Origin of the sequence: Gilliamella sp. B2889, assembly GCF_026536885.1 — a bacterium.
GTDB classification, from domain to species: Bacteria; Pseudomonadota; Gammaproteobacteria; order Enterobacterales; family Orbaceae; genus Gilliamella; species Gilliamella apicola_E.
In genome coordinates this window covers 1-17,145 of the sequence record NZ_JAFNNF010000006.1, presented here as the reverse complement: position 1 = coordinate 17,145, position 17,145 = coordinate 1, and the positions used below count along the sequence as shown (strand labels likewise).

Here is a 17,145-nt window from a genome sequence, read left to right as displayed (position 1 = left end):
GGCTTTGTGTGGTTTTTAGCTGCACTTAATAATTTTTAAGGTAGACATGCATATCTTATGCAAAATAAATTACCATTAACAATTGACCCAATCAAAGCAGCACAAAAAAGACTTGATTATGTTGGATATTATCCAGCAAAAAGTGCAACGAGGATTGAAAGTCCAAAAAGTGATATCGAATGTCATCTATCTTTTGATTATGATGAACAAAGACTTTGCGTTATCACCATTGATGCAAAAATGACGCTTGAGTTGATTTGTCAGCGTTGTTTTAAACCTTTTATCACTGAAGTCCATGTGATGAATAAATTCAGCCCTGTTAAGAGCGATGCTCAAGCAGAGGCATTACCGGAACATTATGAACCCGTTTTAGTTAACGAGTTTGGTGAAGTAGATATATTAGCGTTAATTGAGGACGAAATTATTCTCTCATTACCAATTGCGCCGGTGCATGATAGTAAACACTGCGAAGTGTCAGAGGCAGATATGATATTTGGTGAAATTCCAGCGGAGAATGAAAAACCAAATCCATTTGCAATTTTAGTTAGTTTAAAGAATAAGGGGTAAATCCATGGCTGTTCAACAGAATCGTAAAACTCGTGCAAAACGTGGTATGCGTCGTTCTCATGATGCATTAACTGTTGCTAATATCTCAGTTGATGAATCAGGTAAAACACATTTACGTCATCACGTAACCGCTGATGGTTATTATCGCGGTCGTAAAGTGATTACTAAATAATTATTTAGTAACTAGAAATCTTCAGGTGACATTTTGGATAATCTAACCATTGCGTTAGATGCTATGAGCGGGGACTTCGGTCCTCGTATTGTTGTTCCTGCTGCAATTCAAGCATTACACCATTATCCAAACCTTTCTATCTTTCTTGTCGGTGATTTAAAGGAAGTTGGCTTTTTTTTGTCTAAAGAAAATGCAAAGCTGGTTACTCAATATCAAGAAAATGGTCGTTTGATGTTAACTGAATCTACTGCGATCATCGCTAACGATATGAAACCATCATATGCAATTAGGCATAGCCAAGGTTCCTCAATGAGGATTGCATTAGAGTTAGTGAAAAGTAGTAAGGCTCAGGCTTGTGTCAGTTCCGGTAATACTGGTGCGTTGATGGGGCTATCTAAGTTGTTGTTGCATTCTTTAACTGGTATCGATCGCCCGGCATTAGTTGCCACCATTCCTGCGTTAAATAACCAAAATACTGTTGTGCTTGATTTAGGTGCTAATGCAGAATGCGATAGTGATATGCTAGTGCAGTTTGCCATAATGGGCGAAATACTAGCAAAATCAGTCCTTCATATTAAAAATCCGCGCGTTGCTCTGCTTAATATTGGTGAAGAAGATATTAAGGGGCTAGATAAAATTCGTGCTGCGGCGTCTATTTTGAAAGCCAATGATCAAATTAATTATATCGGTTATTTAGAAGGCAATGAGCTGTTGACCGGTAAAACTGATGTGCTTGTTTGTGATGGTTTTGTTGGTAATGTGACGCTCAAAACAGTAGAAGGATTAATCAAAATTTTCATGTCATCATTTAAAATGCTATTAGGGCAAAACTCATTAATTATGAAATTTTTGAGTAAATGGCTTCAACGAAAAATAGTAAAAAATTTTGGTTATTTAGATCCTGGACGATATAATGGTGCCTGTTTACTTGGACTTCAAAGTATTGTGATTAAAAGTCACGGTAGTGCCAATCAAAAATCATTTTTTGCAGCAATTGAGCAAGCTATTTTAGCTATCGAAACGAATATACCTGAGAAGATTGCCAATAGTCTTTCTTCTGCACTACCTAAGAGCGAATAATTAGATGTATACAAAGATATTAGGAACAGGAAGCTATCTTCCAAAACAAATAAGAACCAATGCCGATCTTGAAAAGATGGTCGATACTAGTGATGAATGGATAACTACCCGTACTGGTATTAAAGAAAGACGCATTGCTGCACCCGATGAAACCGTTACTAGTATGGCTTATGAAGCGGCGATTAATGCGATTGAAATGGCGAAAATCGATAAACAAGAGATTGGTTTGATTATTGTTGCAACAGCAACATCGGTTAATGCTTTTCCAAGTTCAGCTACTGAATTACAGGCCAAATTGGATCTGGGTGATGTAATTGCATTTGATGTATCAGCTGCTTGTTCAGGATTTATTTATGCGCTTGATATTGCGGATAAATATGTGAAGAGTGGTGCAATTAAATATGCCTTAGTGGTTGGCTCAGATATGTTAACTCGTGGTGTTGATCCAAGTGATCGCGGGACAATTATTATTTTTGGTGATGGTGCAGGAGCTGTTGTAGTGGGTGCTTCACAAGAACCAGGAATTATTGCTTCTCATCTTCATGCTGATGGTCGTTATGGTGAATTGTTAAAATATCCATATGTCGATCGTCGTTCACTTAATGATCCAGTTTATATGACAATGCATGGCAATGAAGTATTTAAAATTGCAGTCAAAGAACTTTCAAATTTAGTCGATGAGCTATTATCCGAGAATGCATTTAATAAATCAGATTTAGATTGGTTAGTTCCTCATCAAGCTAATTTACGAATTATTTCAGCTACGGCTAAACGTCTTGATATGGATATGAGTAAGGTTATTGTGACGCTTGATAAACAAGGTAATACTTCTGCTGCATCGGTACCTTGCGCTTTAGATGCAGGTGTGCGAGATGGCCGTATTAAACGAGGGCAGTTAATATTGTTAGAAGCTTTCGGCGGTGGTTTCGTTTGGGGCTCTGCACTCGTTAAATTTTAATTTATAACTTATTTTAAGTAATCAAGGATTTCAAAATGACCAAATTTGCAATGGTATTTCCAGGACAAGGCTCACAAGCTGTAGGTATGTTAAAAGATCTTGCTGAAAACTATCCAATTGTGAAGTCAACTTTTGATGAAGCTTCACAAGTGCTAGGTTATGATTTATGGGCTTTAGTGCAAGATGGTCCTGCTGAGGAATTAAATAAAACTTGGCAAACTCAACCAGCATTACTTGCTTCATCTGTTGCTATTTACCGTGTTTGGCAAAGTATTAATGGTGCTCAACCAGAATTTATGGCAGGCCATAGTTTAGGCGAATACTCAGCATTGGTATGTGCTGGCGTAATTGATTTTAAAGATGCAATTAAATTAGTTGAGCTACGTGGAAAACTAATGCAAGAAGCTGTACCAAGTGGTACAGGGGCAATGTTTGCTATCATTGGTTTAGATAACGATTCGATCCGTAAAGCTTGTGACGAAGCAGCTCAAGGTCAAGTCGTTGCACCAGTTAATTTTAATTCACCAGGTCAAGTTGTTATTGCGGGTAACAAAGAAGCGGTTGAACGAGCAGGTGCTCTGTGTAAAGAGGCTGGCGCTAAACGAGCATTACCACTGGCAGTTAGCGTGCCTTCACATTGTGCTTTGATGAAACCAGCCGCTGATAAATTAGCGGTAGCATTAAATAATATCACATTCAATGCCCCTAAATTTGCAGTAATTAATAATGTTGATGTTAAAGTTGAAACATCAGCAGACAAAATCAAAACAGCATTAATCGCTCAGCTATATAGCCCTGTTCGTTGGACTGAAACAGTAGAGGATATGGCAAAACAAGGTGTAACAATGTTAGTTGAAATCGGACCAGGCAAAGTTTTAACTGGTTTAACTAAACGAATCGTTGATTCATTATCGGCTTATGCTGTTAATGATAAAGCATCATTAGATGTTGCGATAGAAAATACTAAATAGAAGGTAAAAGGGGTAGTTATGAACCTATCAGGAAAGATTGCTTTAGTTACTGGCGCAAGCCGTGGGATCGGGAAGGCAATTGCAGAAAAATTAGTTGCTTGTGGCGCAACCGTTATTGGAACTGCAACAACCGAAAAAGGTGCTCAAGCCATAAGTGAATATTTAGGCACTAAAGGTAAAGGTTTAGCACTAAATGTGACCGATGAAGGATCTATTGAATCAGTTATTAATACAATTAAAACGGAATTTGGTGATATTGATATTCTCGTTAATAATGCAGGTATCACTCGTGATAATTTATTAATGAGAATGAAAGAAGATGAGTGGCAAGATATTTTAGATACTAATTTAACGTCTGTATTCCGCTTATCAAAAGCATTAATGCGTACTATGATGAAAAAACGTTATGGTAGAATTATTACTATAGGATCTGTTGTTGGTACTATGGGTAATGCAGGCCAAGCTAACTATGCGGCTGCAAAAGCTGGATTGATTGGGTTTAGTAAATCATTAGCTCGTGAAGTTGCATCTCGAGGTATTACGGTTAATGTGGTAGCACCAGGGTTCATTGCAACTGATATGACAGAAGCATTGACTGATGAACAAAAGGCGTTAACATTAGCACAAGTGCCAGCAGGGCGTTTAGGTGAACCCGCTGAAATTGCTAATGCAGTCGCGTTTCTTGCTTCTGATGAGGCATCTTATATTACGGGTGAAACTTTACATGTCAATGGCGGCATGTATATGGTGTAATTGATCAGAATAGTGTAAAATGAGTCAATAATTTCACGTTTTGAACAAAAAATAAGCAATTGGGTTGAAAAATGATTGGCATCTTTTTCAACATTTTATAAACTTACATTCACCGCCACTTTCGGCGATATTTATAGGAAAAAAAAGAGTATGAGCACTATTGAAGAGCGAGTTAAGAAAATTATTGTTGAGCAACTTGGTGTTAAAGAGGATGAAGTTAAAAATGAATCTTCTTTCGTTGAAGATCTTGGCGCTGACTCTCTTGATACAGTTGAATTAGTTATGGCTTTAGAAGAAGAATTTGATACTGAAATTCCTGATGAAGAAGCTGAAAAAATTACAACTGTACAATCAGCAATTGATTATATTACTGCAAATCAATAAGGTTAGCAGAGTTTTCATAATAGGCGGTCAAATGATCGCCTAGTTTGTATTTATATCTCTATTTTTATAGAGTGGATTCCAATTCAATTTTGAAAACTCATAAAAAATTTTCAATGATTCAAATTTCATTTCAATCCTTTTCTGGAGGGCAATGTGTCTAAACGCAGAGTTGTTGTTACTGGAATGGGCATGATATCTCCAGTAGGTAATACAGTTGATTCTACTTGGCAAGCTTTATTAGCAGGTCAAAGTGGTGTAGAACTTATAGAACACTTTGATACAGCCCCTTTTGCAACGCGCTTCGCAGCGATGGTTAAAAACTTTGATGGCGAAGATTATAATATTTCACGTAAAGATGCTCGTAAAATGGATTATTTCATCCAATACGGTATTGCAGCAGGTATGCAAGCAATGCAAGATGCGGGTATTGAAATTACGGAAGAAAATGCAGAGCGAATCGGTTGTGCTATCGGTTCAGGTATTGGTGGACTAGGATTAATTGAAGAAAATCATAGTGCATTAGTTAATGGTGGACCACGTAAAATTAGTCCTTTCTTTGTACCATCGACTATAGTAAATATGATCGCTGGCCACTTATCAATTATTTACGGATTAAAAGGTCCAAGTATTACTATTGCTACCGCTTGTTCTTCTGGCGTACATAATATTGGTCATGCAGCGCGTATGATTGCATATGGTGATGCCGATGCGATGTTAGCTGGTGGTGGTGAAAAAGCGAGTACTCCTCTTGGTATCGGTGGTTTTGGGGCTGCGCGTGCATTGTCAACTAATAATGACAACCCAAAAGCTGCAAGTCGACCATGGGATAAAGATCGTGATGGTTTTGTGCTTGGTGACGGTGCAGGTATCATGTTCCTAGAAGAATATGAACATGCTAAAAAGCGTGGTGCTAAGATTTATGCTGAAGTAGTTGGTTTTGGTATGAGTGGTGATGCTTATCATATGACTTCACCTCCAGCGGATGGAAGCGGAGCGGCATTAGCTATGAAATGTGCGATTCGTGATGCAGGAATAACACCTGAACATATTGGTTATATTAATGCTCATGGTACATCAACTCCTGCTGGTGACAAAGCTGAGACTCAAGCAGTTAAAAGCATTTTTAAAGAAAATGCCAACAAAGTAATGGTAAGTTCAACTAAATCAATGATTGGGCACTTATTAGGTGCAGCTGGTGCGGTTGAGTCTATTTTTACTGTACTTGCATTACGTGATCAGGCTGTTCCTCCAACAATTAATTTAGATAATCCTGATGAGGGATGTGATCTTGATTATGTTCCACACACAGCTCGTCAAGTGAAAAACTTAGAATATGCTCTTTGTAATTCATTTGGCTTTGGTGGTACTAACGGTTCAGTCTTATTCAAGAAGATTTAATCTCCATTTTTCCCATCACGATTTGGTGATGGGAAGTAACTATTTCCTTTTTTCATTTTTCAATAATACATTTCACAATAAAAAATGTGGCATACACCTCATTTTTTAAAATATTTAGTAGTATATTAATAATAAAAGCGTATGTTTTAATCTAATAATATAGATAGAAATATTTCTTAAAATAATAAGATTTATCTATGCAGGATTTTTTATTTTTTAGGAGCTGTTATTATGATTACTACTGCACTTTTTCCAAATCGTTACATTCAAGGTTTTAATGCAATTGAAAATAGCCTAGGCCAAGAGTTAGCAAGGCTTGGAAAAAAAGCATTATTACTTGAAAGTCCATCTGCACATAAAAACTTATCTAAAACTATCGAAAAATCACTATCAGGTAATATTGAAAGTATCGTCGATATTTTTAATCGAGAATGTAGCGATGAAGAGATTGCAAGGATAATTGAGTTAGCTAAATCTCAAAATATTGATGCGATTGTGGGTATAGGTGGGGGGAAGGTTATTGATACAGCGAAAGCGGTTGCAGCAACTATTAACTACCCTTGTGTTGTGGTCCCTACGCTTGCCTCTACAGATGCACCTTGTAGTGCTTTATCAGTAATTTATACGCCAACTGGTGAATTTAAAAGATATTTTGTGTTACCTAGAAATCCTGATGTAGTATTAGTTGATTCAAAAGTTATCGCTAATGCTCCTGTAAGATTTTTAGTTGCCGGTATGGGAGATGCTTTAGCAACATGGTTTGAGGCCGAAGATTGTAGACAATCAAAAGCTGGGAATATGACTGGAAGACCAGGTCCAATGACTGCATTTGCGTTATCAAAATTTTGTTTTGAAATATTACTTAACTATGGTGTTCAGGCTAAAAATTCTTGTGAACAAAAAGTCGTAACTCCAGCCCTAGAACATGTAATTGAAGCTAATACACTTCTTTCAGGATTGGGGTTTGAAAGTGGTGGGCTTTCAGCTGCCCATGCCATTCATAATGGATTTACAGCATTAGAAGCAACGCATAATTATTGGCATGGTGAAAAAGTAGCATTTGGTACGCTTGCTATGTTAATGCTAATCGATAGCGATCCTGAAATGATCGAGACTGTTTATCATTTTTGTGAGTCAGTTGGATTGCCAACTACGCTAGCAGAAATTGGATTAGCTAATGTTAGCGATGATGATTTGATGCAAGTGGCAATTTTAGCTTGTGCTGAAGGTGAATCAATTCATAATTCTCCTGCAGAAATTTCTCCAGAAACAGTATTTGCTGCGATAAAAGCAGCTAATGCTGAAGGTTTACGGCGCAAATAACTTTTTATAATTTTTAAGACTAATTTGATTAACTTCCGTTCTTTATAACGGAAGTTTTATTTATTGTTTTATTAGTCGATTATTTTGATAAATAAAGCAATAAGAATATTCGTCTGGTTTGTGCTATAATTGTGGCTAATTTTTTGTGTAATTACTTTTGGTAAATATGACCGAACCTAAGTTTATTCATCTTCATTTGCATAGCGATTTTTCAATGGTTGATGGTATCGCTAAAGTTGGTGCTTTAGTCAATGAAGTAAGTAAATTGCAAATGCCTGCTTTTGCAATTACTGATTTTACCAATCTCTGTGGGCTAGTTAAGTTCTATGGATCAGCCATGGGAAAAGGCATTAAACCCATTATTGGTGCTGACTTAGCAATTAAAAGTTCACAACTAAGTGATGATATTTATCGATTAACAATATTAGCCGCTAATAATACAGGCTATCAAAATCTTACCTTATTAATTTCAAAAGCTTATCAGCGAGGCTATATTGGTGATATGCCTGTTGTTGATCAAGAATGGCTAACTATCCATCGAGAAGGTTTAATCATATTAGCTGGTCGTGAAAGTGATATTGGTATTGGTGTTATTCGCGATAATCAAGCGATTATTGATGAGGCGATCACTTACTATTTAGAAAATTTTAATCAACATTTCTATTTTGAATTAGTCCGTACAAATCGCGCCAATGAAGAGTTATTTATTCATAGCGCAATTAAACTCGCTGAACAATATTCCTTACCGGTTGTGGCGACTAATGATGTGCGCTTCTTATCATCTTCTGATTTTGAAGCGCATGAAATTCGAGTAGCTATCCACGATGGTAATACACTTGAAGATCCAAGTAGGCCGAAAAACTATTCATCCGAGCAATACTTACGATCGGAACAAGAAATGTGCAAATTGTTTTCCGATATTCCAGAGGCATTGGAAAATAGTGTTGAAATAGCTAAACGATGTAATGTGACTATTCGACTCGGCGAATATTTTTTACCACAGTTTCCTACGGGTGATATGTCAACCGAAGATTTTTTGGTGCATAAATCACGTGAAGGTTTAGAAGAGCGGCTTGAGTTTCTTTTTCCTGATCTAGAAGTTCGAAAACAGCGACGTCCTGAGTATGATGAGCGGTTAGAAACTGAATTAAACGTAATAAACCAAATGGGCTTTCCTGGGTACTTTTTGATCGTCATGGAGTTTATTCAATGGTCAAAAGATAATGATATTCCTGTTGGCCCAGGACGTGGTTCAGGAGCCGGTTCTTTAGTTGCTTATGCTCTAAAGATAACTGATTTAGATCCATTAGCATTTGACCTACTTTTTGAACGTTTTCTAAATCCAGAACGGGTTTCAATGCCGGATTTCGATGTTGATTTTTGTATGGAAAAGCGTGATATGGTTATTGATCACGTTGCTGATATGTATGGTCGCGATGCAGTATCTCAAATTATTACATTTGGTACAATGGCTGCTAAAGCAGTTATTCGCGATGTAGGACGAGTTCTTGGTCATCCTTATGGATTTGTTGATCGTATTTCAAAATTAATTCCACTTGATCCGGGTATGACATTAGCTAAAGCATTTGAAGTTGAGCCTCAACTTCAAGAGCTTTATGATAACAACGAAGAAGTTAAGTCTCTCATTGATATCGCCAGACAATTAGAAGGGGTAACTCGAAATGCAGGTAAACATGCCGGTGGTGTAGTAATATCTCCGACTAAGATTACCGATTTTTCTCCTATTTATTGCGATCCCGAAGGTCATCACCCAGTAACACAATTTGATAAAAATGACGTTGAATACGCAGGGCTTGTTAAATTTGACTTTTTAGGGTTACGGACCTTAACCATTATTGATTGGGCTGTTAAAATGATTAATGAGCGCCGATTAAAAGATGGAAAACCACCAGTTGATATTACTCGCATACCACTTGATGATGAAGAATCGTTCCAATTATTATTAAAAGCTGAGACAACAGCTGTATTCCAACTGGAATCGCGCGGAATGAAAGACTTGATCAGACGTTTAAAACCTGACTGTTTTGAAGATATGATCGCTTTAGTTGCGCTATTTCGACCGGGTCCGTTGCAATCAGGCATGGTAGATAATTTTATTGACCGTAAACATGGTCGGGAGGAGGTATCATATCCTGATATAAATCATCAGCATGAATCACTTAAACCAATTTTAGAACCGACCTATGGTATCATCCTATATCAAGAACAAGTTATGCAGATTGCTCAGACGCTATCTGGTTATACACTTGGTGGCGCCGATTTGCTTCGAAGAGCAATGGGTAAGAAAAAACCAGAAGAGATGGCCAAACAACGTTCGGTCTTCAAAGAAGGCGCTGAGAAACAAGGTGTTGATGGTGAACTTTCCATGCATATCTTTGATTTGGTTGAGAAGTTTGCCGGATATGGTTTTAATAAATCTCACTCAGCTGCTTATGCACTCGTTTCATATCAAACATTATGGTTGAAAACGCATTACCCAGCCGAATTTATGGCAGCCGTAATGACTGCTGATATGGATAATACAGATAAAATTGTGGGTCTTGTTGATGAGTGTTTAAGAATGGGGCTGCAAGTAAATCCTCCTGATATTAACAGTGGTCTTTATCATTTCCATGTAAATGATAAAGGCGAAATTGTATATGGTATTGGTGCAATAAAAGGCGTTGGTGAGGGCCCAATTGAGGCTATTGTCGAAGCACGTAATAGTGGTGGTTATTTTAAAAATATCTTTGAGCTTTGTGCTCGAACAGATATGAAGAAAATCAATCGGCGCGTGTTAGAGAAATTAACTATGGCTGGAGCTTTTGATAAATTAGGTCCTCATAGAGCGGCTATTTTGCATAGTATCAATGACGCCATGCAAGCAGCAGATCAGTATGCTAGAGCTCAAACTATTGGGCAAGAAGATATGTTTGGTGTATTAGCTGAGGAGCCAGAACAAGTTGAAAATGCTTATGCTGCTGTTCCTGAATTACCCGAACAAGTATTACTTGAAGGTGAACGAGAAGCCTTAGGTTTATATTTAACCGGCCATCCAGTTACGCAATATTTAAAAGAACTTAATCGATATTCTGGTGGAGTTAGAATAAGTGAAGCGGCTCCAACTGGATGGGGGAAAATGGCAACATTTGCCGGTATTGTTGTTGATGCCAGAGTTCGAATAACTAAAAAAGGTAATAAGATTGGATTATTCACTTTAGACGATAGATCTGGACGAATTGATGGCTTGCTTTTTTCTGACGCATTAGAAAAGTTTGGTCATTTGTTAGTGAAAGATAAAATTTTAATCGTTTCAGGTCAAGTTAGTCATGATGATTTTAATGGCGGATTTAAGATGTCGGTTCGCGATATTGTCGACTTAAAAGATGCTAGGGCTAAGTATGTTAAAGGATTATCTTTAACCTTATCTGACGCTGAAGTTAACCGTCCAATTTTACAGCGATTACAACAAATTATAGAACCTTATCGACATGGTAGTGTCCCGATTAATCTCTATTATCATAGAGAAGATTCTGTAGTACGTCTTCAATTTGGTACAACTTGGCGGATTGTGCCTGAAGATGCGCTAATAATAGAGTTGAAAACTTTATTAGGAAATGAGCGAGTGGACTTTGAATTTGATTAATTAAAAAACAGATTTTTTTATTTAATGGTTGCAGTTAACCTATTAAAAGCTAGCTGTGCCATTTGGAATGTTGATGTTCATTAATAATAAATATTGGTGACTTCAATGATTATTACATAGTAAAATTGACTTAATTTTATTTTAATAAATAGTCAGTATACTAAATTTAGTAATGTATTTTAACTAAATACAATTAATACAAGAGGCAATCATAAGCGTTATGAATAATTTTTTGGAATTTGAAAAGCCGATAGCGGAATTAGAAGCAAAAATTAATTCCTTAAAGAATATTGATTCGCAACAAGTTGAATTGGATATCAATTTAGATAAAGAAATTAAACAGTTGAATCAAAAAAGTCGTGAGTTGACTAAGAAGATATTTTCAAATTTATCACCTTGGGATGTAGCTCAATTAGCCCGACATCCTAATCGCCCTTATACATTGGACTATATTAATGAAATTTTTACCGACTTTGATGAGCTGGCCGGTGATAGAGCTTACGCAGATGACAAAGCAATTGTTGGTGGAATAGCTCGTATTGATGACCGACCTGTTATGGTTATTGGTCACCAAAAAGGTCGTGAAACTAAACAAAAAATTTATCGTAATTTTGGTATGCCTGCTCCTGAAGGTTATCGTAAAGCATTGAGATTAATGCAAATGGCTGAGCGATTTAAATTACCTATCATTACCTTTATTGATACACCAGGTGCTTATCCTGGTATTGGCGCAGAGGAAAGGGGGCAAGCTGAGGCGATTGCTCGTAATTTACGTGAAATGTCTCGTTTAAATGTACCAACAATTTGTACTGTTATTGGTGAAGGTGGCTCTGGTGGAGCACTTGCAATAGGTGTGGCCGATAAAGTTAATATGCTCCAATATAGCACTTATTCTGTTATTTCTCCTGAAGGTTGTGCGTCTATTCTTTGGAAGAGCGCAGATAAAGCACCAGTGGCGGCTGAAGCAATGAATATGACTGCAGATAAATTGATAAAACTAAAACTTATTGATGCAGTTATCCCTGAACCTTTAGGTGGTGCTCATCGAGATTATAGTGCTGTTGCAGCCTCACTTAAAAAGCAATTATTATCTGATCTTGATGAATTAGGTAGTTTGGAGTTGCCTGTGCTTCTTGAAAGAAGGTTCCAGCGTCTGATGAATTATGGCTATGTAAGATAATTTTAAATTTGGGAAGTTATTGTGAAAAAAGCAACAGGACTACAACGTATTATCAATGCGACGAAGTACTCATTAAAGGGATTTAAATCAGCTATCATAAATGAAGCAGCGTTCCGACAAGAATTAATTTTGTTAATTCTTGCTTATATTATTGTAATGCTTATTGATTTTTCTATTTATGAGCGAATTTTATTAGTTGGTTCAATAGGCTTTGTGATGATAGTTGAACTCATTAATAGTGCCATTGAATGTGTGGTTGATAGAATTGGAAGTGAGCGACATGAATTATCTGGTCGAGCAAAGGATTATGGCTCCGCGGCTGTTTTTCTTTCATTACTTTTGACTTTAATATTATGGGTTTATCTCTTTGCTTGCCATTTCTTCCCTTAGTAGAGATTTTTGAAGTTTTAATAAAAAATGCGAGAAAATCTCGCATTTTTAACTTAAAAATAGCTTAAATTATTCACTAACAAGTTCTTTGATAAGATAATTTCCTGTTTTCTCTGTATCAAGAATGTTTTTTAACCAAGGCATAATTGTGTGCATTTGCTCATTTAACTTCCAAGGTGGATTAATCACAATCATACCTGAAGCTGTCATTCCCTTCTGATTATTATCGGGTTTTACTGCCAATTCGAATTGTGAAATTCTTTTAATACCTGAATTAATAATTTGCTCAATCATCTTTTGTGTTTGAGTTCTAGAGACAACTGGATACCAAATTAAATAAACCCCGGTTGCAAAACGTTTATATGCTTCAATTAATGCTTTTGGGATTTTTTGATAATCATCTTTTATCTCATATGATGGATCTATCAAAATAATACCACGTCGTGATTCAGGGGGTAATTTTGATTTGAGTTGTGCAAATCCATCTTCTTTAAATACTTTAGCTCGCTTATCTTTACTAAATTCTTGTCTTAATAAGGAATAGTCAGTTGGGTGAAGTTCAGTAAGATTAAATTTGTCTTGCTCTCTTAGTAATTGCTTAGCAATTAAAGGTGAGCCTAGATAATATTTTAAATTATCGAAAGGATTATAACGCTTCAGAACAGATAAATAGGTGTTAAGTAGTTCTGGCGTATCAGATTGTTGCCAAATTAAATTGATTCCTGATAAAAACTCTCCAGTTTTTTCAGCATGTTCACTTTGTAGTAAATAGCGACCAGCGCCAGAATGTGTATCTAAATATAAAAAAGGCTTTTCTTTTTCTTTCAATGCATTAATACATAACGTCAATACAATGTGTTTTAACACATCTGCATGATTTCCCGCGTGATAGCTATGACGATAGCTTAACATGGCTTGTTTAACCTCTCTTGTTCATTTTTTTGCATATAAAAAGTTATTAATGCAAGACTTAAAAGACAAGGTATTTCCATTAACTCTTCAATAAGATCTTTTCTTTCGTTACTTAGGACTAAAAATTGATGACCAATACGATGATGTTCAGCAATATCTGCAATTCCTAAAAAGAGAAATGCAAAAAAGATGTGCCAGACAGGAATTTTTTCAAATTTATAACGGCGAACAATCTCTTGACGGATTGTCGGTAAAAATATTGTTAAAAAAGGTATTCCAATTAAGATACCAGCAATTATTTTATAGTAGAAACGGGGTACCTCAGGGAAAAAGTCACGCCCCCAGCTGATTCCTCTGCCAAAAAGCATAAACCACCAGAAAATTGTCCAAACCCAAAATTTGTAAAGATTTACATGATTCTTGACCTTTTTAGCATATAAATATGTGTAACAGCACATAAATAATAAGAAAAGAGACTGTAAATGTTCGACCAAGCTAACTGTCAATTTTCCATACAATGGAATGAAAAAGTTACCTGCTATATATAAACAAAAGCTTAAAATAACAATAATCGTGGAACTTTTGTAAAAATGTGTATCAAAATTAGGCATGTTTTACTTCAAAATTAAATAGATATTTTAAGTTTTAGTATAGTACCGCATTTACGGCATTGATAACTAGTTTTATTCTTTCGAATTTTGTTATGTCGTATTGGTGATAAATAATGTTCTTGGCAATTACAAATATAGACATATTCGTTACGTTTAATATTAAAATTATGAGTAACTTTAGGTTCCTTTTTCATTATTTCAGACATGATATATTGCCATTCTTGTCCATGTGGTTTTACTTTTCCAAATTTTTGAAAGGTAATGAGATGTGCTAATTCATGAGGAACAACTTCATTAACAAATTTTTCTCCATTCTCATTAAGCATTATGCTATTGAGTTGAATTTCCCAGCGAGTTAAAAAAGCGCATCCAGCAACACTACCTTTAGGTTTATAACTGACTTTGGGTTCTTTATAATTAGTATTTAATATATTATTGGCTTGAGTTAAGTGAGTTCTTAAACAAGCCAATACTTGATTATGGAGATAAATTGGAATTCGTTTATAATCCTGCTGCATCTCTAAGAATGGCTGCTTTATCTGTTTTTTCCCAAGGGAATATATCTCGACCAAAATGGCCGTAAGTTGCAGTTTTTTGATAAATTGGTTGGATGAGATCTAGCATTTGAATTAATCCGTAAGGTCTTAAATCAAAAAATTCTTTAATTAGAGATATAATTTTATTATGCTCAATTTTTTCAGTACCGAAAGTATTGACATAAATTGATGTTGGGTTAGCAACACCAATTGCATAAGAAACTTGTAGTTCGCATTTATCTGCAAGTCCCGCTGCAACAATATTTTTAGCAACATATCTTGCTGCGTAGGCAGCGGAACGGTCTACTTTTGAAGGATCTTTTCCAGAAAACGCACCACCACCATGACGTGCTGCACCGCCATAGGTATCAACAATAATTTTTCGGCCGGTTAAACCACAATCTCCCATAGGACCACCAATTACAAAACGTCCTGTAGGATTGATAAAATATTTTGTTCTTGAAGTTAGCCATTCCGTTGGTAACGTTGGTTTAATGATTTCTTCCATGACGGCTTCATGTAGAGCTTTTTGTTCAATACCTTCTGAATGCTGGGTTGATAAAACCACAGTATCAACACCTTGGATTTTTCCGTTTTGATAAATTAAAGTAACTTGGCTTTTTGCATCAGGTCTTAACCAAGGGAGGGTGCCATTTTTTCTCACTTCAGCTTGGCGTTGCATAAGGTCATGGGCATAACTAATTGCTGCAGGCATTAAATTAGGCATTTCGTTTGTAGCATAACCAAACATGATACCTTGGTCACCAGCCCCTTGTTCCAAAGGATTCTGCCGATCAACACCTTGATTAATATCTGGTGATTGTTTACCAATAGCATTTAGAACAGCACAAGAATTAGCATCAAACCCCATTTCTGAGCTGGTATAACCAATATCATTAATCGTTTTTCTAGTTAATTCTTCAATATCTACCCAAGCAGAAGTTGTAATTTCTCCGCCAACTAATGCCATACCAGTCTTTACGTAAGTTTCACAAGCCACTCGAGCTTTAGGATCTTGCTCTAAGATAGCATCTAAAACTGCATCAGATATTTGATCGGCTATTTTATCAGGATGACCTTCTGATACAGATTCTGAAGTAAATAAAAATTCTGACATGTGTTACCTTCTTTAACTTATTTAGAGCAATGCTCTAAATATAATCGTATGAAATACTTATGTTTGGCAGTTTTACCATCTAGACGTCTATTTTAATGATTTATTCTGTAAAAAGCCAGTACTACCTTAAACAAAATTGCTTGCATAAAATTTTAATCAATTTAGGATATGGCTCGATTAATTTTTTAACCTTCGTTAACTGCATATGAATATTGTAAAAAAAACTCCAACAGTATTAGTTTTTGATTCGGGTATTGGTGGGTTATCTATTTATAATGAAATTTACAATAAAATACCCTATTTACGGTATATCTATGCCTTTGATAATGAGATGTTTCCTTATGGTGACAAATCCTCTGAATTTTTAATTAAACGAGTAAGTCATATAATAGATACAATTATAGAATCATATTCAATTGATTTAGCCGTCATTGCATGTAATACCGCAAGTACTATTTGTTTACCTAGTTTACGCTCAAAGTTTTCTTTTCCTATTGTCGGTGTTGTACCTGCAATTAAACCTGCAAGCATGATTACTAAAAATAAATGTATTGGGTTATTAGCGACGAAAGCTACAATTCAAAGAGCATATACAAGTAATTTAATTAAAGAGTTTGCTCCTGATTGTAATGTTAAATTGCTTGGTTTATCTGAATTAGCTTATATAGCAGAGAATAAATTACAAGGCATTGCTGTTGATATGCAGCAACTTGAGATGCTAATGCAGCCATGGCTCAATCTACCAGTCATTCCTGATACAATTGTGCTTGGTTGTACTCATTATCCATTTATTAAAGATGAACTTAAACTACTTTTCCCTAATACGACTTTTATTGATTCGGGAAATGCGATCGCTTCTCGAGTTTATTCATTACTTAATGAGCGATTTGATCTAAAGAATGTTACAGCACAATCTTCAACAGACAATATTGTCTTGAGCACATTATGTAACCAACAAGTTAAAAAATTGATGGAAAAATTATCTAAATATAATCTTGATAAATATCAGAGAATTAGTGTATTAGATGATTAAAGCTTATTCGAACGATTAATAAATTGCTGTTTTTCACTTGCCAAAAAAAAAGAAGTGCCTATAATGCGCATCCACTGACACGGCGTCAGCGAAAGCAGGCGATAATGAAGTTGG

17 protein-coding genes are annotated in these 17,145 nt (G+C 35.9%); 13 read left to right on the top strand and 4 right to left on the bottom strand.

The window, feature by feature from the left end; genetic code table 11:
• Positions 1 to 57: 57 nt before the first annotated feature.
• The 12 genes from yceD to J3U09_RS09350 all read left to right on the top strand — a co-directional run bounded on the left by yceD (position 58) and on the right by J3U09_RS09350 (position 12,822).
• Positions 58 to 567 carry a 23S rRNA accumulation protein YceD gene (gene yceD, locus J3U09_RS09405; RefSeq protein WP_267358009.1) on the top strand — a complete coding sequence of 170 codons (510 nt, stop codon included), beginning with the start codon at positions 58 to 60 and terminating at the stop codon, positions 565 to 567.
• A gap of 4 nt (positions 568 to 571) precedes the next feature.
• On the top strand, positions 572 to 739 hold the full coding sequence (gene rpmF, locus J3U09_RS09400; RefSeq protein ID WP_267358007.1) for a 50S ribosomal protein L32: 168 nt from the start codon (positions 572 to 574) through the stop codon (positions 737 to 739).
• Positions 740 to 772: 33 nt separating this feature from the next.
• Entirely contained in the window at positions 773 to 1,819 is a 1,047-nt protein-coding gene (gene plsX, locus J3U09_RS09395; RefSeq protein WP_081303428.1) for a phosphate acyltransferase PlsX, read from the top strand.
• Between the two features lie 4 nt (positions 1,820 to 1,823).
• Complete coding sequence (locus J3U09_RS09390) at positions 1,824 to 2,777, top strand: beta-ketoacyl-ACP synthase III (protein ID WP_065561835.1); 954 nt, start codon at positions 1,824 to 1,826, stop codon at positions 2,775 to 2,777.
• A 35-nt stretch (positions 2,778 to 2,812) separates the two neighbouring features.
• Positions 2,813 to 3,748 carry an ACP S-malonyltransferase gene (fabD, locus tag J3U09_RS09385; RefSeq protein ID WP_065735198.1) on the top strand — a complete coding sequence of 312 codons (936 nt, stop codon included), beginning with the start codon at positions 2,813 to 2,815 and terminating at the stop codon, positions 3,746 to 3,748.
• A gap of 18 nt (positions 3,749 to 3,766) precedes the next feature.
• Entirely contained in the window at positions 3,767 to 4,501 is a 735-nt protein-coding gene (gene fabG, locus J3U09_RS09380; protein ID WP_065561837.1) for a 3-oxoacyl-ACP reductase FabG, read from the top strand.
• Positions 4,502 to 4,651: 150 nt separating this feature from the next.
• Positions 4,652 to 4,885 (top strand): acyl carrier protein, encoded by a 234-nt coding sequence (gene acpP / locus J3U09_RS09375; protein ID WP_025316503.1) that lies wholly within the window; start codon positions 4,652 to 4,654, stop codon positions 4,883 to 4,885.
• Between the two features lie 153 nt (positions 4,886 to 5,038).
• Positions 5,039 to 6,283, top strand: a complete 1,245-nt coding sequence (fabF, locus tag J3U09_RS09370; RefSeq protein WP_065561839.1) for a beta-ketoacyl-ACP synthase II — start codon at positions 5,039 to 5,041, stop codon at positions 6,281 to 6,283.
• A gap of 231 nt (positions 6,284 to 6,514) precedes the next feature.
• Complete coding sequence (locus J3U09_RS09365) at positions 6,515 to 7,606, top strand: glycerol dehydrogenase (RefSeq protein WP_267358005.1); 1,092 nt, start codon at positions 6,515 to 6,517, stop codon at positions 7,604 to 7,606.
• A 166-nt stretch (positions 7,607 to 7,772) separates the two neighbouring features.
• The gene (dnaE, locus tag J3U09_RS09360) at positions 7,773 to 11,252 is read left to right on the top strand and encodes a DNA polymerase III subunit alpha (RefSeq protein ID WP_267358004.1); all 3,480 of its coding nucleotides are present in this window, start codon (positions 7,773 to 7,775) and stop codon (positions 11,250 to 11,252) included.
• Positions 11,253 to 11,472: 220 nt separating this feature from the next.
• A complete protein-coding gene (accA, locus tag J3U09_RS09355) occupies positions 11,473 to 12,432 on the top strand; it encodes an acetyl-CoA carboxylase carboxyl transferase subunit alpha (protein ID WP_065561842.1) in 960 nt (319 codons plus the stop codon).
• Positions 12,433 to 12,450: 18 nt separating this feature from the next.
• Positions 12,451 to 12,822: a diacylglycerol kinase gene (locus J3U09_RS09350; protein ID WP_416380065.1), complete on the top strand. Its 372-nt coding sequence runs from the start codon at positions 12,451 to 12,453 to the stop codon at positions 12,820 to 12,822.
• Between the two features lie 69 nt (positions 12,823 to 12,891).
• On the opposite strand, the gene J3U09_RS09345 is transcribed toward J3U09_RS09350, so the two are convergent.
• From J3U09_RS09345 to metK, 4 genes are read right to left on the bottom strand one after another with little or no spacing between them, the layout of a single operon-like run.
• Positions 12,892 to 13,734, bottom strand: coding sequence for a 23S rRNA (adenine(2030)-N(6))-methyltransferase RlmJ (locus J3U09_RS09345; protein WP_267358001.1), 843 nt, complete (start codon positions 13,732 to 13,734; stop codon positions 12,892 to 12,894).
• Positions 13,728 to 14,345 carry a hypothetical protein gene (locus J3U09_RS09340; protein WP_267337634.1) on the bottom strand — a complete coding sequence of 206 codons (618 nt, stop codon included), beginning with the start codon at positions 14,343 to 14,345 and terminating at the stop codon, positions 13,728 to 13,730. The genes J3U09_RS09345 and J3U09_RS09340 overlap by 7 nt, the downstream gene beginning before the upstream one ends.
• Before the next feature lie 14 nt (positions 14,346 to 14,359).
• A complete protein-coding gene (locus J3U09_RS09335) occupies positions 14,360 to 14,863 on the bottom strand; it encodes a SprT family zinc-dependent metalloprotease (RefSeq protein WP_267357999.1) in 504 nt (167 codons plus the stop codon).
• Positions 14,847 to 15,998, bottom strand: a complete 1,152-nt coding sequence (gene metK, locus J3U09_RS09330; RefSeq protein WP_065561847.1) for a methionine adenosyltransferase — start codon at positions 15,996 to 15,998, stop codon at positions 14,847 to 14,849. Before metK ends, J3U09_RS09335 begins: the two co-directional genes overlap by 17 nt.
• A gap of 205 nt (positions 15,999 to 16,203) precedes the next feature.
• Here metK and murI point away from each other — a divergent pair, with 205 nt between their 5' ends.
• Positions 16,204 to 17,031, top strand: coding sequence for a glutamate racemase (murI, locus tag J3U09_RS09325; RefSeq protein ID WP_267357996.1), 828 nt, complete (start codon positions 16,204 to 16,206; stop codon positions 17,029 to 17,031).
• Positions 17,032 to 17,145 lie beyond the last annotated feature (114 nt).